Origin of the sequence: Rhodococcus sp. 11-3 (assembly GCF_023704055.1) — a bacterium.
Classification (GTDB): Bacteria; Actinomycetota; Actinomycetes; order Mycobacteriales; family Mycobacteriaceae; genus Rhodococcus; species Rhodococcus aetherivorans.
The window spans coordinates 4,876,538-4,897,261 of record NZ_CP080406.1; the positions used below are offsets into that span (position 1 = coordinate 4,876,538).

The window sequence follows — 20,724 nt, forward strand, 5'->3', positions numbered from 1 at the left end:
CCCCCGACCTCCGTGTCCACTGGTTCAGGGGAATCTCAGGCAGGCCGCTGCGCCGGCGACGCGCGGCATCGGTCCCCCGCGGTCGCTACCCTGACACCGCACTCGCGACAAGTATGGAGGACCAGTGAGGCGCCTGACCGGTCGGTGGCGGATCGTGGAGATGGACCTGTGGGACCGCGACGCGATCGACCTCGTCGAACCCGGTTTCATCGAGCTCGCCGCCGACGGGACCGGCCAGTTCGGCGTCATCGCCGTCCGCGGCTGGATGGACTGCCGGACCATCGAACGCGACGGCCGCACCGCCGTGGAGTTCAGCTGGGACGGCGACGACGAAGGCGACCAGGTCAGCGGCCGCGGCTGGGCCGCCCTGGCGCAGGACGCCACACTCGAGGGACACCTGTTCATCCATCGGGGAGACGACTCGGGTTTCCGGGCGGAGCCTTACGACCGCGCCGATCGGCGGGAGGGGCGATGAGTGAGTACCAGCACTACGAGTTCCTCACCGTCGACCGGCCGTTGGACGAGCGTCAGCAGGCCGAAGTGCGTTCCCTGTCCACCCGCGCGAGGATCACGGCCACCAGCTTCGTCAACGAGTTCCGCTGGGCAGCTTCCGGGACGATCCGAACCGGATGATGGAGCGCTACTACGCCGCGCACCTGTACCTGGCCAACTGGGGAACACGGCGGATCCTGCTCCGCCTTCCGCGCGGCCTGCTCGACCTCGACGTCGTCGGGGACTATTGCGTCGACGAGCGGGTAACTGCCTGGACCACGAGCGAATTCCTCGTGCTGGACCTGACCAGCGAGGACGAGTCCGGCGACGTCGATCCGGACGCCGGCGCACCGATGTCACCCGTGCCGCCCCGGACTGGCCACCCTCAGCGCGGCGCAGCGCGCCCTGGCCGAACTTCTCCGCCTCGACGACGACCTGCTCGCCATCGCGGCCCGCACGAGCGCACCGTTCGACTCCTGCTGCGGGTCGCCGAAAATCACACGGTGACCGTCCGGATGGAGATGCTTCGTCGATTCCACAACGGAGCACACCACAAACCTGCCCGCCCCACCTCGCCGGACCGTGGCCGATCTTCTCGAGGCCGCGGCGCGTCGCCGAGGCGACCATGAGCGCCGGGCAGCTGCCCGGCGCGCCGGGGAGGAAGCCCGCCGGCACAAGGCCCGTGGTCTCGCATCGACGCGATGATCGCCACCCGAAAGTCCGGCGAGTACGACGCCGCCGCCGCACTGCTCACCGATCTCCGGACGCTCGCCGAACGCGACGCCGACGTGACACCTTCACCCAGCGCATCCTGGCACTACGTCACACGCTTGCGCGCAAACCACGCCTCATCGAACGTCTCAACCGGGCAGGCCTATGACCCGGCACCAATCCGGGAAGTCGGCGAAGGCCGCCGACCACCTCGACGCCGCAGTGTCGGATCTGTTGGGGTTCAAGGTATTTCCCAAACAGATCTGGAAGCAGATCTGGAGCAATCATCCGCAGGGGGCGCCTCAACAAAAGAAGTCCGTAGGAGAACCAATGTGGTCGGGATCTTTCCGGATCGTACCGCGTTGATCCGTCTCGTCGAGGCGGTGCTCGCGGAGCGAGCACGATGAGTGGATCGAAGGGCGCCGCTACCTCGGACTGGATGTGCTCGCCCGCTCCCGTACCAACACGGCCGAAGAACCGTGACTGAACCCGCCGAGGAGGTTGCACCGGCCTTGACTACCTGACCTCCCGCCGAGGAATCACGCGGCGACGTCGTACACCACCTCACGGGACTTGGCCCCTCGCCGGTGACTCGCACCTCGTGTCACTTTCACGTCCTCCTGGGTACCAGCGGTTGCGGCCGGGATGCGAACTGCCGACGATAGGCGGTGGGTGAAGTTGCGAAGGCGGAGGTGAAGTTCTGCCGGAAGGTGGCGCTGCTGCCGAAGCCGCACGCGGACGCGACGGCATCGATGCTCCAATCCGTGGTTTCGAGCAGAGCGCGTGCCTCCTGCAGTCGGCGCGTGAGAATCCAGCGTGCCGGCGTGGTGCCGGTGGCCTGCCGGAAGTGCCTGACAAAGCTGCGCCGGCTCATCCGGGCCCGATCCGCGAGTCGATCGACCGCGAGCGGTTCGTCGAGCCGGGTCAGCGCCCATTCGAGCACCTCGGCGATCGCGGTGTCGGTGGCGGGCCGCGCGAGGGGACGTTCGATGTACTGTGCCTGTCCCCCTTCTCGGTGCGGAGCCACGACCAGGTATCGGGCCACCCGGGTGGCGATCGCCGACCCGAGGTGTTTGCGGACCAGGTGCAGACAGGCATCGATCGCCGAGGCCGTACCTGCGGACGTGAGGACGTCGTCGTGGTCGATATAGAGAACCGAGGAGTCCACCTCGGTGCCGGGGCAGCGTTCGGCGAGCAGCGGCATCGCCTCCCAGTGGGTGACCGCCGCACGACCGTCGAGCAGCCCGGCGTCGGCGACGGCGAACGCCCCCAGACACAACCCGGCGATCACCGCACCCCGCGCATGTGCCTGGCGCAGCTGTCTTTTCAACTCTGCACCGATCGGCCTCGGGGGCATCGGCCACGACGGGACGATGACGATGTCGGCCCAGTCGACCGTCTCGGGTCCGGTCACCTCACCGATCGGGTATCCCTCGGCGGTACAGACCGAGCCGGCCCGGTCCGACCACAGCCGGGTCTGCCAGTCGGGGGCCGGACCGAGACGGCGCACTTCGGCGAACACCAGCAACGGTGCCGCGAGGTGGAACATGGTGATCCCGTCGAAGGCGTAGACAGCGATTCGCATCCTGTTCTCCCGGGTTGGCCCGATCTCATCGAAAGTGTGCATTCGTGCCACTTCCGGCCAGGGTAGACCTGCCGAACAATCGGGCAGTGAGGCGCTCACCCCGTGGGCGCGACACCCCGAATGATTTCCCAGGGAGGAAACCCGTGACCGCACCCCGCCGTGCCCTCGTCGTTGTCGACGTCCAGCAGGAGTACTTCGACGGACCACTCGAGATCCAGTACCCGCCGCGCGAGCAGTCGCTCGCCAACATCGAGGCCGCCCTCGACGCTGCCGCCGCCCACGACGTCCCGGTCGTCGTCGTTCAGCACCGTATGCCCGACGGAGCCCCCGTCTTCGTCGAAGGTTCGCGAGGATGGTCGCTGCACCCGGATCTCGAGCGGCGCATCGACCCGACGTGCAAACGCGTGCACAAGCAGTACGCGAGCGTGTTCGCCGGCACCGACCTGGCCGGCTGGTTGCGCGCCCGCGAGGTGGACACCGTCACGATCGTCGGATACATGACCAACAACTGCGATCTCGCCACCGCCGCGGAGGCCGAGGCGCTCGGATTCGCCACGGAGATCCTCTCCGACGCCACCGGTGCGATCCATCTCGCGAACGCCGCCGGGCAGGTCTCCGCGCAGTCCCTGCACACCACCCTGATGGTGCTGCTGCAGTCCAACTTCGCCGCGGTCACCACGACCACCCAGTGGATCGAGGCCGTGCAGTCCGGCTCGACGCTACCCAAGAGCAACCTGGTCGAATCCGCCCTCGAGGGACGCTCGGCAACCGCTCTCGCCTGACGACCGCCCCGCGTCCCGGGGCAGCCCGGTCGCGGAGGAGACGGCCGGCGCGTCGCGCTGGCAACTCACTGACCGGCTCGGCGGTGCCGGTGTGCTTCACATGCACCGGCACCCCGGGCCTGCTCCACCGACGTCGTCGCGGCGGATCCCGGACGTTCAGCGGTTCTTGCTGTCCTTCTTGGCTTGCCGGCGCGCCCCGGCGGCGATGGTCGACGCCTCGTACTTCTTGCGGCCGGCCGAGTTACGGGTGGCATCGACGCGGGTCTTGCCCTTCGACCGCACCTTGCCCTCGGCACCGACATCCTCGGCGGGCGCGGCGGCATCCGAGCGGGCGCGAGCGAGCCGTTCCTGCTTCAGCTCCTCGGCCGAGCGGCGGGCCACCGCCCCCAGCTGGCGGCTGACCCGGGCCAGCGCATCCTCGAACACCTCCGCCTTGCCGGCGTTCCGCTCGTTCGCCGACTTACCGGCCGCACGAGACTTTTTCGCGCCGACCTTCTCGGCACCCTGCCGCCGGTAGAGCTTGACGTACTTGTTGCGGGATCGGCGGATACGGGTGTGCAGATCGATCAGGCCGTCCTCGTCGAGGTCTGCCATCTCCGTCTTCTTCGTCTGCCGCACCAACACGAATTCGTCCTCGGACAGCGAGTTCACCAGCTTTGTCATGACCGATTCCGTTCGTCGCACCAGTCCTGCACAGGTGTCGGCATCGTATCCACCTCGGCCCGGCCACCGAGGCCGTTCCAACCGATCCGCCGCACTCCGGCAGGCGCAGTGACGGGTGCGCGATTACCCGGCCGCGGGCGGGGGTATGCGCGAGGAATGTGGTTCCGGGCGGTGTCCGTGAAGTTCGAGACCGACGGCGGCCCCGGGGCCCGGAGGCGACGGGGACCGATCTCCTCCGTACTGAAGCGTCGACAGGTGTTCGTCGAAGCGGTGCGCTCCCGGCTGTGGCCCGTCCCGACGGCCGCGGTGCTGCTGGCCGTGCTGGCCGGCATCGGCTTGCCCGAGCTCGACGCCGCCCTCGATGACCGGCTGCCACCGACGGTGGCGGGATATCTGTTCGGGGGCGGTGCCGACGCCGCCCGCGAGGTACTGAGCGCGATCGCCGCCTCGTTGATCACCGTCACGGCGCTGACGTTCTCGCTGACACTGGTGACCCTGCAACTGGCCAGCAGCCAGTACTCCCCGCGTTTACTGCGCACCTTCGCCGCCGACCGTGTCGTCCAACGCACCCTGGCGCTGTTCCTGGCGACGTTCATCTACGCGCTGACCGTGTTGCGCACCGTCCGCAGCGACACCGACGGCACCACGTTCGTCCCGCAGATGGCGGTGACGACGGCATACCTGCTCGCGGTGGCCAGCGTCGTCGCGCTGGTGCTGTTCCTCGGACATCTGGTCCGGCAGATCCGCGTCGAAGCCGTGCTCGAGCACGTGCGGGCCGACACCTGCGCCACCGCCACCCGTCTCCTGCCTCCCGCACGCCGGGACACACCTGCCGTGCCGGTGCCCGTGCCACCGCCGCACCCGCACCTCGTCGAAGCGGCCTCGTCCGGATTCCTCGTCGAGATCGACGAACACGCCCTGCTCACCGCGGCGGAGCGGGCCGAGGCGGTGGTGTGGGTAAACCGCCCGGTGGGCAGCCCGGTCCTGGCGGGCACACCGGTCGCGTTCTCCTGGTCCGTCCGCCCGCAGGAGCCGTTGACCGAGGACGCGGCGCACCGGCTGAGCGAACGGGTACGCGCGGCGCTGCGCACCGGCAGCGAACGCACCGCCGTCCAGGACATCGGCTACGGACTGCGGCAGTTGACCGATGTGGTGGTGCGGGCCCTCTCGCCCGGGATCAACGATCCCACCACCGCCGTGCACGGACTGATCTCGTGCACCGCGGTCCTCGCCGACCTTCTCGACCTTCGGCTCGGCCCGCACACCCAGTGCGACGAGCACGATCGGGTACGGGTGGTGCTGGCGCGGCCGACCTTCGCCGAGCTGCTGGATCTGGTGTGCACCCAGCCGCGGCTCTACGGCGCCGACGATCCGATGGTGCTGGACGCGCTGCTGTCGATGCTGCGGGAGCTGGCATGGAAAGCCGCCACCGGCGAGCAGCGCACGGCGATCACCGACCAGCTCGATCGCCTGCGCGAGCATGTCACCGACCACGACACCGTGACCCGCCGGCACCTCGACCACCTCGCCCGGCAGGTGGGCGAGGCCCTCGAAGGGCGTTGGGCAGGGCGCCGTCCTACCTGACGTGTGCCGTCGCTTCCGCGGCGTCGCTGGCGGTCGCCGCGGGGCCGGCTCGTCGGTGTCACCGTGGCGCTGCGAAGCCGCCGGCCACCTCGCAGGAGGCCGCCGCCCTCGGGTGATCCGCCCCCATCGACCGCGTTTCGGTCTTCGATTCCACTTCCCGCCCCTCGGGCGAACTGTTACAGTCACCACAGTCATTGATTGATCGCTTGATCAGTAGAGGTAACCGCACTTCGGCGGTGGGAGGCAGAGCATGACGCACAGCGATGTGCCGGTGGCGGTGATCGATCGCGCCGCCCGGCTGCTGGAGGCATTCCGCGACAGCGAGCGGCTCACGTTGGCCGAGCTCACCCGCCTGACGGGCATGCCCCGCTCGTCCACGCATCGCCTGCTGACCCAGCTCGTCGAGATCGGCTGGGTGCGACGGGACGCTCCCGCGTATGCGCTGGGCACGAAGATGCTCGAGCTCGGGTCCCTCGTCCAGCACAACGACACCCTGCACCGGGCCGCCCTGCCCGTCATGCACGAACTGCACGGCCACACCGGTCTCGTCGTCCACCTGGCGGTCCTCACCGGCGCCGAGGTGCTGTATCTGGAGAAGGTGGGCGGCCCCTATTCGATGCGCATCCCGTCACGCGTGGGCGGACGCCAGCCGGCACACTGCACCGCGTTGGGCAAGGCGCTTCTGGCACAAGGAAGAACCGACCTCGACGCGCTGTTCGCCGAGCGCCCGCCGACGGCCCGGACCCGCCACAGCGTCACCGACCCGAACCGGCTGCGCAGCGAGCTCGCCCGGACCCGGGAACAGCACGTGGCGCACGACCGCGACGAGGCTGCCCCGGGCGTCTCCTGTGTCGCGGCGCCGATCGGTCACGCCGGCAAGTGTGTCGGCGCGATCTCCGTCAGCGGCCCCACCTCGTCGATCCGCCCCGCCGCCCTGGCGGGCCCCGTGCGCATGGCCGCCCTCACGACGTGGCGTCGCCTCACCCGACTCCGGTCGGCGGACTCACAGCACGCCGTCTGAGGCTCCACTGATCGTTTGATCAATGGATGTGCCACAATGAACCGGCCGTCGACGACCGAGCCCCGAGGAGTGCCATGGATCCGCACGAGCGCCGCCGCCAGATCCTCGACAGATCCGCACAACTGTTCGCCACCAAGGGAATCGCGGCAACCACCATCCGGGAGATCGCCGACGAGGTCGGGGTCTACTCCGGGGCGCTCTACCACTACTTTCCGTCCAAGGAAGCGATCGTCACCGAACTGATCCGCGAATACATCGAGGACCTGTCCGCCCGGTGCCGCGAGATCACGTCCCGAACCCTGCCGCCGGTCGAGCGGATCGAAGCGCTCGTCCTGCTCGCCCTGACCACCTCGGAGAACTACCGGGGCGCCACGACGATCTGGCAGCGCGAGGGCGAGTACATGCGGGACCGCCTCGTCGAGGCGGACCTGGCCGAGATTGCCGACGAGGTGGAGAAGGCGTGGCGGGAGGCCATCACCGAGGGTGTCGCCGGGGGAATCTTCCGGGACGACATCGATCCGGAGGTGTTCTACCAGCTGATCCGCGATGCCGTCTGGCAGGCACCGCGCTGGCACCGACCGAGCGCGCAGCGCTCCAATGCCGACCTCGCGCGCGACATCACCCGGATCTTCGTCGACGGCTTCCGGCCGCGCACCGGCTGACGACCGCCGCCGGCCCGCGCCGAGACGGTACGGCTCGGCGCGGGCCGGCGCTCGCGGGTCAGCCGCGCAGTGCCATGGTCTCGTCCACTTCCCTCTGCCAGTTCTCCAGTGCCCGACTGGTATCCACCTCGAATTCGAAGCGCTGCACCATCTCCGGAGTGACGTCCTCGACGTCGACGAAGAACTGGCTGTACCAGCGACGCAACTGGTAGACCGGGCCGTCCTCCTCGGTCAACAGCGGGTTCTCGATCCGGGTCTTGTGCTTCCAGATCTCGACGTCCTGCTTGAACTGCGTCTCCACACCCTCGGTGAACATCGTCGCCATCGCCGCGGCTTCCTCGTCCCCGACCCCGTCCACCTTCTTGACGATGGTCCCGAACTGCAGCACGAACGAGTCCTGCGTGACCGGGTAGTGGCAGTTGACGAGCTTGGTCTCGACCGTCACGTCTCCAGCGACCGTGTAGACGGTGTCGAGCATGAAGGACGGTCCGTAGTACATCGCGTCCGAGATCGTCTGCGAATCCGGCAGATCCAGCTGCACACCCGTCTTGATGTCGTCACGGCCGGTCGAACGCATGTGCTGTGCGGCGATGTGACCCTCGAAGACGTTCTTGAAGTACTGCGGCATCTGGAAGTGCACGTAGAAGAAGTGTGCCATGTCGACGACGTTGTCGACGATCTCCCGGCAGTTCGATCCCGTCACGTGGAAGGTGTTCCACGTCCACTCGCTCCAGGTGTCGGTCCCGTAGTCCGGGATCCCGGGGATGGTCACGTCCGCCGGCGGCGGGTTGCCCTGCGGGTCGTTCCACACGAAGAGCAAGCCGTTGCGTTCCATGTTGATCCAGGACTTCGTCCTGGCGATCTTCGGGGTGCGGCGGGCGTACCGCACCTCCGCGCACCGGCCGTCGCCGCCCCATCGCCAGTCGTGGAACGGGCACGCGATCGTGTCGCCCTTGATCTCGCCCCGGGCCAGATTGCCGCCCATGTGCCGGCAGAAGGCGTCGAGGACGTGCAGGGCGCCCTTCGAATCCTCGAAGACCACCAGGTCGGTCCCGAATACCTTGATCTGATGCGGCTTTCCGTCGTGGAACGTCTTCGCCAGTCCGAGGCAGTGCCAGCCGCGGGCGTACCGCGTCGGGTTGCTGCCCGTCTCGATGCTCCGAACCTCGATGGTCTCGGGTTCAACAGTCATGAAGTCCTCCAGGTGATGTGCTTCCGGGTGCGGCGACAGACGCCGGACCGACTACGGTTCGACCCGCTGCGAGGGCACGAGCCGGCCGTCACGCACGGCTCGATCGACCGACTCGTGCAGCGCTCCGCAGCGGGGCAGGTAGGTCGTGGTCTCCCCCGGACGGGCCGCCGCGGCGAACTCGCGGCAGGTGTCGCGGGCCGGCCCTGTCCACTGAATGCTCGTGTGCACGGGGCTGTACTTCGCCACGAACACGGTGTTGCCACACGCATGACAGTCGAGCGACTGCATCGATCACTTCCTTCCTCGGGTACCTCGAGCGTAGGAATTTCCCCGCGCTGTGGCTGCGGGGTGTCAGCTCAACGGGACACCTTTTCCGAGGCGGGATTCGGGACCGGGGTCAGGACGCATCGCGTGCCGGTGTGCGTGCCGGCCGGGTCGGTGACTCCGCCGAGCAGAACGAGCGGGGCGCGCACCACCGCTCACCGGTCGGCGATTTCGCGAAGGTGATGCCCCAACCGGTCACGCTCGGCGTCCGACTGTTCGGCAAGCTCGCACCGAAGGTCTACCCGTATCGGGACCTGCATCTCCTGGAACAGGCTCCGCAGTTCCTGCCCCTCAGACGTCCCGCTGGGGCAGGATCTCGACGTACCCGTCGGTTCCGTTCACGCGGATCTGTTGCCCGTCGCGAATCAACCGGGTGGCACCCTCCACACCCACGACGGCCGGCAATCCGTACTCCCGCGCGATCACCGCCCCATGGGTCATCAGTCCGCCCACCTCCGTCACCAGGCCTTTGATCGCGACGAACACGGTAGTCCAGCTCGGATCGGTGTAGGCGGTGACCAGGATGTCGCCCGCCTCGAGATCGGCCTGCGCCATATCCGACACGACACGGGCTCGCCCCTCGATACTCCCGGCGGACACCGGCGTACCGGCCAGCGCTCCAGGCGGGACGCCTTCGCGCCGATACCTTCCGGCGACGACCTCGCCGTCCGATGTGAACACCCAGGGCGGCGTGAGCGCCTGGTACGAGCGGAATGCGGCCTTTCTCTCACGGATGAGCTGGTCACACGATCGGTGCGTGAGCACGACCTCGCGCAGCTCGTCGAACCTCAAGTAGAAGATGTCTTCCTTGCGGCGAAGCACACGCGCCTGCACGAGCCGCTCGGCCTCGCCCAACAAGGCTTGCTTGTATACAAAGTAGCGGCTGACCATGCCGTATTTCGGATACTCCCGATACCCGGAGAAGGCGCGGACACGGTCGATCATCCGCTTGGCCTCACAGGCTTTTCGCTCTCCGTCCGGCAAGGCGCGCAGACGCTCCAGCAACTGGTGTTCCTTCTTGCGAGCCTCTCGCCGCCCGTGCTCGAAGCGTCGCTTTCCAGCGCCCGGCCCGAAGTTTCTGATGTTGCTCATGAGCATCGGCACCAAGGTGGTGGGGCGTTCGCTCCAGCGCGGTCTCGTGATGTCGATCTCGCCGACGCAGCGCATGCCGTGCTTGTCGAGGTAGGCCTCGATCGCCGCGCGCGCCTGCGGGCCGCCGGCGCGTTTCGCCAGCTCGTCCAGGAAGCTCCCCTCCTCGAAGCCCGCGTCCTCGACGTGCTGCAGAAAGGCCACCACGTCCGGGTGCGGCCGGATCGCGTCGGCCACGCCCACGAGCGCCAGGCCCATCTCCGACGTGACGTTGCGCGGGACCGATTGCGTGAGCGTGTCGGCTGCGTTCTTCTCGCCCAGCCAGGCCTGAAGCCGATCGTTGAGCCACCAGGCTGCTTCCATCGCCGCCGTGATCACCTGGTGGCTCCGCGGGTCGAACAGGATCCGCCTCAGCTCCTTGAGGTCGGCCGAGATGAAGTCGAGCAGCGCCGCTCCGCACTTGGCCCGGATCTCGCGCTTCAACATCGCGACAGAGGCCTGGCTCTGCGCCATCAACTCGGCGACGATGCCTTCGTCGGCCTCGATCAGGGCAGGTGCATCGCCGGCCGGTACACCGCCGGCCCCGTCGTCCGGACACCACCTGATGAAGTCGACGCGTTCGACGATGGTCGCCAACGCATCCCCGAGAAGCGGATCGGACTTGCCGAGAGCGTCCAGCAGTCCCGTTCTCTTCACCGGCGAAGCCAGAGCCTGGGTGACATCGACGAACAGCCGACCTCCCGCCTCCCTCGTGGGTGCCGGACTCGTCAGTTGCCACAGGGAGATCCCCAGGGGCTTCATCGGGTCGGTCATCATCTGCTGATGGCCGACAGAGACGTACACACGGTTCTCCCCGTCGTCGACCACGGGGGCCGGGAACAGCGTGGTGATCGGGCGACTTTGCACGATTCGGAAACCGTCGTCGACCAGGCACCATTCGATGTCCTGAGGACTGCCGAAGTGCGCTTCGATTCTTCTGCCCAGCCGCTCGAGTTGCACAACTTGCTCATCTGTCAGCACCGATCGGTTCTGCTGCTCCTGCTCGATTCCCTGCATGTGCGTGCCACCGGCTGGCGCTGCTTGGACGGCGCGTTGTTTGGTGGCGACGGTCCTGTCCGTGACTTTGCCGTCACGCACCTTGTAGACGTCCGGGTTCACCAAGCCGGAAACGAGGGACTCGCCGAGTCCGAAGCCTGCCTCCACCGACGCGACCTTCCGATTGGAGGTGATGGGATCAGCCGTGACCAGAATCCCGGCCGCCCACGGGAACACCATCCGCTGGACAACCACCGCCATGTGAACCTTCCGCTGGTCGAAACCGTTGCGCAGACGGTAGGTGACGGCTCGCTCGGTGAACAACGAAGCCCAGCACCGGCTCACGTGCCGGAGAATCGCCGCTGGGCCCGAGACGTTCAGGTACGTGTCCTGCTGACCGGCGAAGGATGCGGTCGGCAGATCCTCGGTCGTCGCGCTGGATCGGACCGCATATGCGGCTTGTTCACCGAGCCGGGCGAGAGAGCGGACGATCTCCGACACCACATCGTCAGGGATGACGCACTCTTCGACCGCACGGCGGATCTGCGCACTGAGCACGCGGATCGAATCCCGATCCGCCGCCTCGAGACGCGACAATCGATCGAGCCGATCGTCGAGGGACGGCACTTCTGCCACGACCCGCCGGAAGGCGTCAGTCGTCACGCAGAACCCCGCCGGCACACGTATGCCTTCGATTCGCGACAGCTCTCCGAGGTTCGCGCCCTTGCCGCCGGCGACCGCAACCTGCGTCCGATCGATCTCCCGGAAGTCCAGTACATATCCCATTCCCCTGCCCCTCACCTGTAGGTTCCGGCGTTCCGCAGGCGATTATCGGCCACAATTCCGGGCCTCATGAGAGCCTCGAATCGTGTATAACGTAGAAGGGGGGCAGGGACAGCACACCGTCGTGGCGGACCGATATGCCCCGGCATGGTTGATCAGGGCGGAACATCCCTTCGGCCTTCTCCTCCTTGATGATTCGATTGCACATGGCCACGGGACCGAGCCGGGCCGGACCGGGCCGGTGCGAGCACATCGGGCATCTGGACGTTTCTCTCTTCCGCGACAAGGTACGAGTAGCGATGTCCGTCGCACGTCTCAGCGCATCAGCGCTTGACCGCCGTCGACGGGGAGCGAGTGACCGGTGATGTACCGTGCCGCCGGACTGCACAGGAAGACCACCGCCGGACCGATGTCGGTTTCGGGGTCGCCCAGCCGCCCGAGCGGCACGGTGTCGAGATACGCCCGCGCTTCGTCCGGACTCTCCTGCGCCCACATCTCGAGGGCGGATGAATTGGCCAACGGGAGAATCGCATTGACTCGAATCCCGTCGGCGGCCCACTCACACGCCGCCGTGCGGGTGAGGACGCGGATCGCCTCCTTGGCGGCCGCGTAGCCACCGTATCCGGACGGGTCCCAGCGCACCCCCGCCGCGGACCCGAGATTGACGATCGAGCCGCCGCCCTTCAGATGCGGGTGACACGCCCTCATCAGCCGCAGTGTCGCGGTCGGCCCGGAATCCATCCCCCGCTGATAGACCTGTTCGTCGAGGTCGAGCAATCGCCCGTGGACCGTCGACTGGGCGTTGTTCACCAGGATCGACAGGCCGCCGAATCGCGCGATCACCCGCTCCACCAGGAGATCGATCCCGGCCGCATCGGTGACATCGCACACGAAGGCGGCAGCGCGGCCGCCGCGCTCCTCGATCTCCGCCGCCACCTTCTCGATCTTGTCGGCCGTCCTCCCCACCACGGCCACCCGGGCTCCGGCCGCAGCCAACGCCAGGGCGATGCCGCGTCCCACTCCCTGACCCGCTCCCGTCACCAGCGCCGTCTCACCGTTCACAGAGTTCACGTCCGTCTTCCTTGCTCGGGACCGCACACCGCTGCGCGCGCTCATTGAGTAATCGATCAATCAATTACGATCGATGATGCCGGTTGCGACCGGACCCCGGTAGGTGTACCGGCGGGTAACTTCTGGCACCCGCGGACGTCCTTGCGTTGCGATGAGACCCTGACAGCTGTGGAAATGGTGATCGCGGTGAATCCGGAGCCGGCGTCCAAGCTGGGCTACCTGCTGCGGGTACCCCTCGACGGCGGGCTGGTGTTTCGCACCTCGGGAACCTGGCCGCGCACGAAGGCGCTGTACTGCCATCCGGTGCCGATCGACGAATGGCCCGACGACCCCGAGGTGGTCGAGCGGGTGGCCGTGCGGTCGTGTGCGCGGCGCGGCGCGGCAATCGATCTGGTACTCGATCGGGGCCGGGAGAACCGATCGCAGATCGTGTACACCACCGCGCGCGGGCGCGACGTGGTGTTCTGGCAGTCCCCGCGGACCCGCAAACAGGCCCGGCCGAACGTGCGCACACCCACCGCCCGGGCCGCCGGCATCGCCGAGCTGCCCATCGTCGTCGACTCGCACGAGCGTTACGCCTACCGGTTCGCCGACCAGCAGGTCGGTCTCACCAGGCGCGCACTGCCGTGCGGGGACTACGGGGTCTTCGTCGAGGACCGCCTCGTGGCCTCGGTCGAACGCAAGTCGGTGCCGGACCTGGTCTCGAGCCTGACGAACGGCACGCTGCGCTACGCGCTGGCCGAACTGGCGGCCCTACCGCGGGCCGCGATCGTGGTCGAGGACCGGTACTCGGCGATCTTCGCGCTCGAGCGGGTGCGGCCGGCGACCGTCGCCGACGGCTTGGCCGAGTTGCAGGTGCGCTGGCCGAACGTGCCGATCGTGTTCTGCGACAACCGCGCCCTGGCGGAGCAGTGGACCTACCGCTATCTGGCGGCGGCCTACGTCTGGGCCGAGGCAGAGAACACGGCGATCGCCCGCATTGCGGCACCGCGCCCGGTCGACGCGCCCGCTGCCGAATCCGGGAACATCGCCGAATCCGCGAGCGGCGCCGGGGAGGGGGCACCGCCGGCGCCGTCCACCGCCGAGGTTCGGGCCTGGGCACGTGCCCAAGGCCTCCCGGTGCCGGATCGGGGCCGGCTCCGTCCCGACATCTGGCAGGCGTGGAGCTCGGCTCACCCCGAATAGCGACCCCGCCCCGCGCCGGACCGCATCGACGACGCCGGCACCGGGGCGGGCGGTCACAGCCGGCGCCTGCCCGGACGGCTCAGGACCCATGTACCAATCCGACTGCGGCCCGGATAATCTCGCTCCTCGCTTCCGCCGAACGACCGACGCCGACCGTCGAGTGGACAATGGCCGCACCTTCCACCAGGCTGACCACGGTCGCCGCGACCGCGAAGCTCCGCGACCGGTCGAGATCGGGGCGAACGCAGGCCACGAGGTCGGCCACGTGACCGACGTATCCGGTGTAGAAGTCGCGGACGACCGCGGCCGTGCTCTCGTCGCTCATGGCAATGGCCCAGACCTCCACGAACAACCGCACGCACGACGGATCGTCCTGCTCTGCGAGCAGGATCTCGAACAGACTCGTCGTTTCCGACCTGGTCAGGGCCGGCTGCTCACCCCGTTCCTCGACCGGCCCCAGTGCGGACGACAGCCGCTCGAGCGAACGCTGCAGCGCCCGCTCGAGCACAGCCCGGATCAGATCGGCGCGAGTCGGAAAATAGTGCTGGAGGTGCCCGATACGCACGCCCGCCGCAGCGGCAAAGTCACGCAGAGACGCATCGGCGTTGCCGCGGGTCGTGAGTACCCGTTCGGCGGCATCGAGCAGTTCGGCCTGCCGTTGGCCGCCCTTCGTCGAGATCATTCCCGCAATACTTCCACTCCGTGCTCGGGTAGCGATCGCAGGATCGAGGCCGGATCCGGATGCAGCTCGGGGTAGGTGACACCGGGCTCCGACCCCGTCGGATCGAGCACTCTTCGCAAACCGAGGAAGCCGCCGAGCGCAGTCAAGTGAGCTTGGCCTCGCGGATCGACGACCGTTGCCGATGTCCTTCCGCCCTCGCCGTCGACGTCGACCCGGATCTCGGCGTTCCCTCCCTCGCCGGCCGAGTACAACAACGACCGGCGTACGGATGTCCACCGGTCCCCCTTGCCCCACCTGAACAACCCGACCTTCTTCGCTGCGAGCAACGCCGTGGTGGCCGCGCCCGAGCTGAAGCCGATGCGTGTGGACACGGTGCCGACATCGAGGGTGATCGGCAGCGTCAGCTGTTCGGGGGTGTCGATTCGGACCACCTTGGTGCGCGACCCGGCGATATTCACGATCCGCGGATCTGTCAACGGCGCCACCGTCACCGGTAGTCCGCCCCGACGAACCTCGTAGTCGTATCCGAGCCGATCCATGAAGTCGACCGAATCGATGCCGGCCATGTCGTTCATGTCCCAGCGAACTGCGATATCGACCGAGGTGGCACCTCCGCCGCGCTCGGATATCAGGGCAGCGGCTACCACACTCGTGATTCCGCCCATCCACGCCGACGAGAAGAGCACCGGCGCACGTGGCCTCATCACGGCTGCCGCGGCGACGGCGCGGGTCATGCGGCTGGTCCATCGCGTGATGTCGACGTACGGAACGCCCCCGCCGACCGCAGCCGTCAAGACCCGGTCGATCGGATCGTTGACCGTTCCGATCACCGCTCGGACCGCCGCCCGAAATGGCGCCGGATCCGTTAGATCCCAGCGCCGCACCGTAGCCCCGTGCTTGTCGGCGAGCGCCGCGCCCTTCTCGGGATTGCGCCCGGTCAGCAGCAACGGCCAGTGCGGAGCGGCGAGTTCGGTCAGTGCGGAACCCACGGTTCCGTATCCACCGACGATCAGGACCGGACCTTCGTGGTCTCGTGTGAGCGTGTCAGCCATGGCCAAAATATAGGTCATTTGACCTATATTGTTCACTGTGCCGGCCCTCACACCCCGGCAACTCGGGATGGCCACAGCGTGCGCGCACCTCCCGCCGAGTCGATATCCGCGCCAGGACACCGCAAGCCGCGGGCAACGAAGACGAGGGGCCACCGGTGTCGTGCTGACCTGGTGTTCGGTCGAACGCGCGATCGCCCGGCGTCTGCTGCCCGCCGCCGCGATCCTCATCGGCGCGATCACCGTCACCGCCGGCCCGTCGGGCATCATCTGCTTCGCCGCATTGATCGCCGGCGCCCGCCCGATCGCCCCGCATCCTCCATCACCGGCTCGCAACATGGGGTGGTTGCCACTGCTCGCTCCGATGGTCGCGGCCGGGCTGGTGGTGCTGGTGCCGGTCTTCTCGGACCAGACCCCTGCGGCTGTGCTGGAGATGCAGCCCGCACACGAGGTCGGCCCGAATGTGCCGTGGTTCCAGGAGTATCTGCGCTATCAGTACCTGCTGCAGATCACCGTGGACGGGTCCCTGGCGCGCCGGTTCGCGGTCTTCACCCTGGTGCTGTGCCTGCTGGTGGCGATCGTGGCGATGCTCGCTGCCGTGGCGACCGGCCCCGCGGTGTTGCGTTCGCGGCGCAATCGGGCGCTGTTCGCGGCAGCGGTGTCGTTCGTGGTGACCATGTCGTTCATCGGGCCGAACGGCTGGTGGTACGTGTCGAGCTACGGGGTGCCGTGGTGGGACAAGCCGCCGTCGATCGCCGAATTCGGGTTCTCCACAGTGGTCTTTGCCGCGACCGTCGTCGCATTGCTTTGGCTGATGCGACCTCGGACCATGCGTCGTAGTAGGCCTTGCGCAATCCGCTCCGGTCTTTCCGAGTCCGACAGTGCGCGCTCCTAGGATCGAGATATTGTCAAGACCTGTGGATGGGCGAGTTTCAGGCGACCTCCAGGGTGGTTGGTGGGTCGATCGGTCGTTCTGTGAGTTTCCCGGGCAGCAGTTCGTCGAACTGCTGGTGGATGTCGAACAGGCTGCCGTGCAGCAGCAGTACTTGCGTGCCGTTCGAGTCGTGTATCTCGTAGTGCATCCGCAGCTCGCCTGGCTGTGTATGTCCGATCAGTCGTGTTTCGCCTCGTAGCGCAGGAGGACCGTGCCACCCGGGAAGGTGCGGTTCTCCAACAGTCGCAGCGAGATCCATGACGGCAGGGTCGGGAAGAACGGGGTGCCGCCGCCCACGGCGATGGGCGCGACCACGATCCGGTATTCGTCCACCAGTCCGGCCTGCACGATCGGTGCTGCCAGCGTCGCGCCGGCCACCTCCAGCCTGCCGTCGGTTTCGGCTTTCAGCTTCGTCACCACCTCGACCGGGTCGCCGCGTTCCAGGCGGGAGTTCCAGTCGACGGACTCCAGGGTGTGCGAGAACACGACCTTGGGCATGTCGCGCCAGATGCGGGCGAAGTCGACGATCAGAGGGGTGGCATCCGGGGCCTTGTCGGCAGTCGGCCAGTACGCGGACATCAGTTCGTAGAGCCGCCGCCCGTAGAACGACAGAGCGGTCTCCCGCTCGAAGTCGTTCCAGTACTGGTGCAGTTCTTCGCTCGGATCGGTCCAGTCGATGTTGCCTTGCGCATCGGCGATGTACCCGTCCACCGACACGTTGAAGCCATAGATGAGTTTGCCCATGCAGATCAGACTGCACCGGAGGGCAAAACTCATCGCGACGCCACACGAGTTATTGTCAAATCGTTGTGGATGGGCGAGCGTCGGGCGACCTCCTTCGTAGTTGACGCATCAACCGGTCGTTCTATGAGTCTTCCCTTCTCGAACACGGCTCCGGCCCGAACGAGGGCGACCAGGTGCGGCGCGTTCACGGCGCGCCAGCGTGCCTCAGCGGCCTCGATCACCGTGAACGCCAGCGCGAGCCCGGCCGTCCGCGAGCCCGGCCCCTTGGTGACCTTGCTCCTCAAACGCACTGGCGCGAAAATAGATTCGATGGGGCAACACAATCAGCCAGATACCGCCGAACTGGCTCGACCACCTCGCCCACATCGTCGTAAACGAGCCAGGGCACAATGCGGCTCTTCCTAATCCAGGGTGTAGCAGCGGCCTGAAGCCACCGGTCTCGAGTAGCGATCCGGCGATGTAGGTGGTGAGGTTGCCGAACCCGAGGGCGGAGCCGCAGAGGTGTTCGAGTCGTCCGCTGATCGCCTCGGTTGGGCCGTTGCTGGTGCCGGGTCGGTCGAAGTAGGCCAGCACGTCGACGGCGCGCTTCTTCAGCGTTCGGCCCAGCGTGATCACCTCGCTCAGCGCAGCGGGAACGCCGGCGCTGACCGACCCGATCAGGTTCCGCATCGGCTCGCGCCCCTTCGTTCGATCCGGGTGACGGTAGGCGGCGATCATCCGCTGGTAGATCCCCCAAGTCGCCTCGACTTCGACATGCTCTTCGGCGGCGAACAGGGCGGTGAGTCGGTCCTGCTGCTTGTCGGTGAGTAGGTCGGCGCCGGTGTGCAGGGTCCTCCTGGCGGCGTAGAGCGGGTCGTCCTTGTGACCGCAGTGGCCGTGGATCGCGAGTTGGACCCGACGCCGGCACTTGTCGAGCGCGTCACCGGCTACGCGGACCCCGTTGAAGGGATCCATCACCGCGACCGCTGCGGGGATCCATCGACGCCGAGAACCTGGACGCCGTCGAGCCGGTGCGGATCGTCTATCAGGACCCGCTTGCCCTCGGCCAGGACGGCGTCGTTGGCGGTGTTCCAGGCGCCCACGAGTCCTTCAGCGACACGCGCGACGGTCAGGTGCTGGCGCACGACGCCTTCGAGTGCCCACCGCAGACCACCTCGCGAGAGCTTCGCCCGCGGCTCAGCAGCCAGGCTGGTGTCCTGGCGCCACATGCTCGCAGCCGGAGCACCGATAGCGACGGATCGGGACCACCAGCGTGGTCGGCCGCCAACCCAGCGGCTCGTGCGCCAGACGCCGGGTTACGGTGTCGCGCGACGATCCCTCGCATCCGCAGCGGCGACACCACCTCTCATCCGACCCGTCGGGTTCGACGACGCGACAGGCCAAGACAGCACGGTCCGGCTCGAACCGCGGCCTGGTCACTTCGAGACCGAGCTCGTCGAGTCGGCAGAACACGGTCAGATCAGGGCAGGCAAAGCCCGCCCCAGGGGTAGCGTCTGGCACGTCGAGGTCTAAGGAGAGCCCCGTGGGCAAGGTGGTCACGTACAGCTCGGTGTCGGTGGACGGCTTCGTCGCGGACGAGAACGACCAGCCCGGACCGCTGTTCGACTGGTTGTCCAGCGGTGACGTCCCGTTGGACGAGAGCGGCGAGGTGAAGGTGTCGCAGACGTCCTACGACTACACCCGGCCGTACTGGGACCAGATCGGGGCGACAATCGTCGGCCGCCACGTCTTCGACATGACGGACGGCTGGGAGGGGACGCCTCCGGGCGGGGTCGACCACGTGGTCGTCGTGACGCACCGGCCGAAGCCCGAGGGCTGGGCCCCCGAGGCGCCATTTCACTTCGTCGACGGCGTCGAGGCAGCCGTGGCCAAGGCGCAGGAGCTCGCGGGTGACCGCATCGTCGAGGTCGCCGGTGGCGACGTCGGTGGCCAGGTGCTTGCCGCGGGCCTGGTCGACGAGGTGCGCATGGACGTCGTACCCGTCGTGTTCGGGTCCGGCAAGCGCTACTTCGGGTCGGTCCACGCACAGCACCTGTTGGAGGATCCCGACGTGGTGATTCAGGGCAACCGGGTGCTTCACCTGCGCTATCGGGTGCGCCGTTGACCGATCTGAGCGGGTACTCGAAGAAGTCCACTGCGAACGGTGACACAAGATCGGGCCTCCGGCTGCGTTTGCGCATCGCTGCCCCGGGACCGACGCGCCAGCCAACATCCAGCCAGCGATTACACCCTCAACTGTGAAGAGCCCACAATGCCACCGCCTCGCTCGACACGGCCCCATTGCGGCAGTCTGATCGACCCGATATCCCGCTGCGTCTCGTCGGACAACGTCCCTCACCTCCGTGTTTGAGAGATGCCTACGCGGCCGTGCAACGAGTCCGGTGTCGGCAGGACGGCGTGTCGCTACGTAGTCCGGTCACCAGATCGATGCCGTTTTCCGGATGGTCGATCCGGCCTGTCGACGGCAGGCCGGAGTCGGCTCTGGCCCCCTTTCCCGATTGCGTCGTCAGGCATGCCTGACGGCCGAGCACTACGAGATAATCGTGCGCGAGCAGTTGTGCGCCGGCTGACCGCCGAGAGCCCGCTCACGGTGTGGGTGGTGATCGGGTGGACCCTCGTGCCGGCGAAGTCGAGCCCCTCGGCGAAGGTCCATGATCATCGGCGCACTGCTGTTCCACACCGGGCTCCCACAGAAGTCATGCCCGAAAGTGTGCCGTACCCCCGCACCGGGTGCCGCACCCGACGTCCCGCGCCGTTGTCCTGCGGCCCGGAGGGGACGGTCTGGCCCCGAACGGCGAGGGGACGTGCATTTCCCTGTTCAGGAAGCGTTCTCGGCGGTGCGGGCGATCTCCACGACGAAGCGGCCGTCCGCGGTCGGGGTGACGCGGGAGTCGATGTGCAGCCCGGATCTGCGCACCGCGGCGATCCTGCCGGTGCGCAGGTCCCGGGCGACGACGCTGGCCAACTGGCGGCGGCTGCGGTCGTAGACCTTCCAGATGACCCATTCCCGGGCCGGGCGCCGGCCAGGGCCTTGATCTCGGCTTCGGCCTGCTGACGCGTCGTCGGGACCGGACCCCGGGACGGGTTGGGCGCCGAAGACGTCCCCGACCGACCGCCGGTCCGGTTCGGCGTCGAG

General features: G+C 67.7%; 20 protein-coding genes and 4 pseudogenes. 11 read left to right on the forward strand and 13 right to left on the reverse strand.

Translation table 11 applies throughout. The annotated features are described in order from the left end of the window. The first annotated feature begins 124 nt into the window (after positions 1–124). The 4 genes and pseudogenes from KZJ41_RS22435 to KZJ41_RS22450 all read left to right on the forward strand — a co-directional run. Entirely contained in the window at positions 125–475 is a 351-nt protein-coding gene (locus tag KZJ41_RS22435) for a hypothetical protein (RefSeq protein ID WP_251549658.1), read from the forward strand. After that, positions 472–633, forward strand: a complete 162-nt coding sequence (locus KZJ41_RS22440; protein ID WP_232334161.1) for a hypothetical protein — start codon at positions 472–474, stop codon at positions 631–633. The genes KZJ41_RS22435 and KZJ41_RS22440 overlap by 4 nt, the downstream gene beginning before the upstream one ends. Beyond that, complete coding sequence (locus KZJ41_RS22445) at positions 630–1,121, forward strand: hypothetical protein (RefSeq protein ID WP_232334160.1); 492 nt, start codon at positions 630–632, stop codon at positions 1,119–1,121. The genes KZJ41_RS22440 and KZJ41_RS22445 overlap by 4 nt, the downstream gene beginning before the upstream one ends. Positions 1,122–1,389: 268 nt before the next feature. Continuing rightward, positions 1,390–1,727, forward strand: a pseudogene (locus KZJ41_RS22450) (transposase); the annotation flags it as partial. Between the two features lie 86 nt (positions 1,728–1,813). Here the strand turns inward: KZJ41_RS22450 and KZJ41_RS22455 are convergent. Next, positions 1,814–2,788, reverse strand: a complete 975-nt coding sequence (locus KZJ41_RS22455) for a GlxA family transcriptional regulator (RefSeq protein WP_043798401.1) — start codon at positions 2,786–2,788, stop codon at positions 1,814–1,816. Positions 2,789–2,931: 143 nt separating this feature from the next. Between KZJ41_RS22455 and KZJ41_RS22460 the strand changes: the two genes are divergently transcribed. Further along, positions 2,932–3,570, forward strand: a complete 639-nt coding sequence (locus tag KZJ41_RS22460) for an isochorismatase family protein (protein WP_043798402.1) — start codon at positions 2,932–2,934, stop codon at positions 3,568–3,570. Positions 3,571–3,726: 156 nt separating this feature from the next. Here KZJ41_RS22460 and KZJ41_RS22465 read toward each other — a convergent pair whose 3' ends face one another. Beyond that, positions 3,727–4,233: a hypothetical protein gene (locus KZJ41_RS22465; protein WP_043798404.1), complete on the reverse strand. Its 507-nt coding sequence runs from the start codon at positions 4,231–4,233 to the stop codon at positions 3,727–3,729. A 156-nt stretch (positions 4,234–4,389) separates the two neighbouring features. Between KZJ41_RS22465 and KZJ41_RS22470 the strand changes: the two genes are divergently transcribed. From KZJ41_RS22470 to KZJ41_RS22480, 3 genes are all read left to right on the forward strand, one after another. Continuing rightward, positions 4,390–5,817, forward strand: a complete 1,428-nt coding sequence (locus KZJ41_RS22470) for a DUF2254 domain-containing protein (RefSeq protein WP_065922179.1) — start codon at positions 4,390–4,392, stop codon at positions 5,815–5,817. A 250-nt stretch (positions 5,818–6,067) separates the two neighbouring features. Beyond that, positions 6,068–6,838, forward strand: a complete 771-nt coding sequence (locus tag KZJ41_RS22475) for an IclR family transcriptional regulator (protein WP_006936671.1) — start codon at positions 6,068–6,070, stop codon at positions 6,836–6,838. Positions 6,839–6,912: 74 nt separating this feature from the next. Beyond that, a complete protein-coding gene (locus KZJ41_RS22480) occupies positions 6,913–7,500 on the forward strand; it encodes a TetR/AcrR family transcriptional regulator (RefSeq protein WP_043798406.1) in 588 nt (195 codons plus the stop codon). 58 nt (positions 7,501–7,558) lie between these two features. Here KZJ41_RS22480 and KZJ41_RS22485 read toward each other — a convergent pair whose 3' ends face one another. From KZJ41_RS22485 to KZJ41_RS22500, 4 genes are all read right to left on the reverse strand, one after another. Beyond that, complete coding sequence (locus tag KZJ41_RS22485) at positions 7,559–8,692, reverse strand: Rieske 2Fe-2S domain-containing protein (protein ID WP_251549660.1); 1,134 nt, start codon at positions 8,690–8,692, stop codon at positions 7,559–7,561. A 51-nt stretch (positions 8,693–8,743) separates the two neighbouring features. After that, positions 8,744–8,980 carry a hypothetical protein gene (locus tag KZJ41_RS22490; RefSeq protein WP_006930830.1) on the reverse strand — a complete coding sequence of 79 codons (237 nt, stop codon included), beginning with the start codon at positions 8,978–8,980 and terminating at the stop codon, positions 8,744–8,746. A 327-nt stretch (positions 8,981–9,307) separates the two neighbouring features. After that, positions 9,308–11,926: a rifamycin-inactivating phosphotransferase gene (gene rph, locus KZJ41_RS22495; RefSeq protein WP_065922178.1), complete on the reverse strand. Its 2,619-nt coding sequence runs from the start codon at positions 11,924–11,926 to the stop codon at positions 9,308–9,310. 312 nt (positions 11,927–12,238) lie between these two features. Beyond that, positions 12,239–12,994 carry an SDR family NAD(P)-dependent oxidoreductase gene (locus tag KZJ41_RS22500; RefSeq protein WP_084648594.1) on the reverse strand — a complete coding sequence of 252 codons (756 nt, stop codon included), beginning with the start codon at positions 12,992–12,994 and terminating at the stop codon, positions 12,239–12,241. Between the two features lie 174 nt (positions 12,995–13,168). On the opposite strand from KZJ41_RS22500, the gene KZJ41_RS22505 reads away from it, so the two are divergent. After that, positions 13,169–14,179 (forward strand): ERCC4 domain-containing protein, encoded by a 1,011-nt coding sequence (locus KZJ41_RS22505; protein WP_065922176.1) that lies wholly within the window; start codon positions 13,169–13,171, stop codon positions 14,177–14,179. Between the two features lie 79 nt (positions 14,180–14,258). On the opposite strand, the gene KZJ41_RS22510 is transcribed toward KZJ41_RS22505, so the two are convergent. Both KZJ41_RS22510 and KZJ41_RS22515 read right to left on the reverse strand, forming a co-directional pair. Next, complete coding sequence (locus KZJ41_RS22510) at positions 14,259–14,861, reverse strand: TetR/AcrR family transcriptional regulator (protein WP_043798410.1); 603 nt, start codon at positions 14,859–14,861, stop codon at positions 14,259–14,261. Next, positions 14,858–15,913, reverse strand: coding sequence for a saccharopine dehydrogenase (locus KZJ41_RS22515; RefSeq protein ID WP_251549662.1), 1,056 nt, complete (start codon positions 15,911–15,913; stop codon positions 14,858–14,860). Before KZJ41_RS22515 ends, KZJ41_RS22510 begins: the two co-directional genes overlap by 4 nt. 148 nt (positions 15,914–16,061) lie before the next feature. Here KZJ41_RS22515 and KZJ41_RS22520 point away from each other — a divergent pair. Further along, a pseudogene (locus tag KZJ41_RS22520) lies at positions 16,062–16,718 on the forward strand (arabinosyltransferase domain-containing protein); the annotation flags it as partial. 124 nt (positions 16,719–16,842) lie between these two features. Here the strand turns inward: KZJ41_RS22520 and KZJ41_RS22525 are convergent. From KZJ41_RS22525 to KZJ41_RS22540, 4 genes and pseudogenes are all read right to left on the reverse strand, one after another. Continuing rightward, positions 16,843–16,992 carry a hypothetical protein gene (locus tag KZJ41_RS22525; RefSeq protein ID WP_157127562.1) on the reverse strand — a complete coding sequence of 50 codons (150 nt, stop codon included), beginning with the start codon at positions 16,990–16,992 and terminating at the stop codon, positions 16,843–16,845. 29 nt (positions 16,993–17,021) lie between these two features. Next, entirely contained in the window at positions 17,022–17,588 is a 567-nt protein-coding gene (locus KZJ41_RS22530) for a dihydrofolate reductase family protein (protein ID WP_006930815.1), read from the reverse strand. Positions 17,589–17,617: 29 nt separating this feature from the next. Continuing rightward, positions 17,618–17,902, reverse strand: a pseudogene (locus KZJ41_RS22535) (hypothetical protein); the annotation flags it as partial. A gap of 88 nt (positions 17,903–17,990) precedes the next feature. Continuing rightward, a pseudogene (locus KZJ41_RS22540) lies at positions 17,991–19,088 on the reverse strand (transposase); the annotation flags it as partial. Positions 19,089–19,110: 22 nt separating this feature from the next. Here KZJ41_RS22540 and KZJ41_RS22545 point away from each other — a divergent pair. Further along, positions 19,111–19,692 carry a dihydrofolate reductase family protein gene (locus tag KZJ41_RS22545; protein ID WP_102799255.1) on the forward strand — a complete coding sequence of 194 codons (582 nt, stop codon included), beginning with the start codon at positions 19,111–19,113 and terminating at the stop codon, positions 19,690–19,692. Between the two features lie 714 nt (positions 19,693–20,406). Here KZJ41_RS22545 and KZJ41_RS22550 read toward each other — a convergent pair. After that, positions 20,407–20,553, reverse strand: a complete 147-nt coding sequence (locus KZJ41_RS22550; protein ID WP_006930801.1) for a hypothetical protein — start codon at positions 20,551–20,553, stop codon at positions 20,407–20,409. Positions 20,554–20,724 lie beyond the last annotated feature (171 nt).

Coding starts and splice junctions, on each gene's coding strand:
- KZJ41_RS22440 (WP_232334161.1), top strand. CDS start 472: ATGAGTGAGTACCAGCACTACGAGTTCCTCACCGTCGACCGGCCGTTG.
- KZJ41_RS22445 (WP_232334160.1), top strand. CDS start 630: ATGATGGAGCGCTACTACGCCGCGCACCTGTACCTGGCCAACTGGGGA.
- KZJ41_RS22455 (WP_043798401.1), bottom strand. CDS start 2,788: ATGCGAATCGCTGTCTACGCCTTCGACGGGATCACCATGTTCCACCTC.
- KZJ41_RS22465 (WP_043798404.1), bottom strand. CDS start 4,233: ATGACAAAGCTGGTGAACTCGCTGTCCGAGGACGAATTCGTGTTGGTG.
- KZJ41_RS22470 (WP_065922179.1), top strand. CDS start 4,390: ATGTGGTTCCGGGCGGTGTCCGTGAAGTTCGAGACCGACGGCGGCCCC.
- KZJ41_RS22475 (WP_006936671.1), top strand. CDS start 6,068: ATGACGCACAGCGATGTGCCGGTGGCGGTGATCGATCGCGCCGCCCGG.
- KZJ41_RS22480 (WP_043798406.1), top strand. CDS start 6,913: ATGGATCCGCACGAGCGCCGCCGCCAGATCCTCGACAGATCCGCACAA.
- KZJ41_RS22485 (WP_251549660.1), bottom strand. CDS start 8,692: ATGACTGTTGAACCCGAGACCATCGAGGTTCGGAGCATCGAGACGGGC.
- KZJ41_RS22490 (WP_006930830.1), bottom strand. CDS start 8,980: ATGCAGTCGCTCGACTGTCATGCGTGTGGCAACACCGTGTTCGTGGCG.
- rph (WP_065922178.1), bottom strand. CDS start 11,926: ATGGGATATGTACTGGACTTCCGGGAGATCGATCGGACGCAGGTTGCG.
- KZJ41_RS22505 (WP_065922176.1), top strand. CDS start 13,169: ATGGTGATCGCGGTGAATCCGGAGCCGGCGTCCAAGCTGGGCTACCTG.
- KZJ41_RS22510 (WP_043798410.1), bottom strand. CDS start 14,861: ATGATCTCGACGAAGGGCGGCCAACGGCAGGCCGAACTGCTCGATGCC.
- KZJ41_RS22515 (WP_251549662.1), bottom strand. CDS start 15,913: ATGGCTGACACGCTCACACGAGACCACGAAGGTCCGGTCCTGATCGTC.
- KZJ41_RS22525 (WP_157127562.1), bottom strand. CDS start 16,992: ATGCACTACGAGATACACGACTCGAACGGCACGCAAGTACTGCTGCTG.
- KZJ41_RS22530 (WP_006930815.1), bottom strand. CDS start 17,588: ATGGGCAAACTCATCTATGGCTTCAACGTGTCGGTGGACGGGTACATC.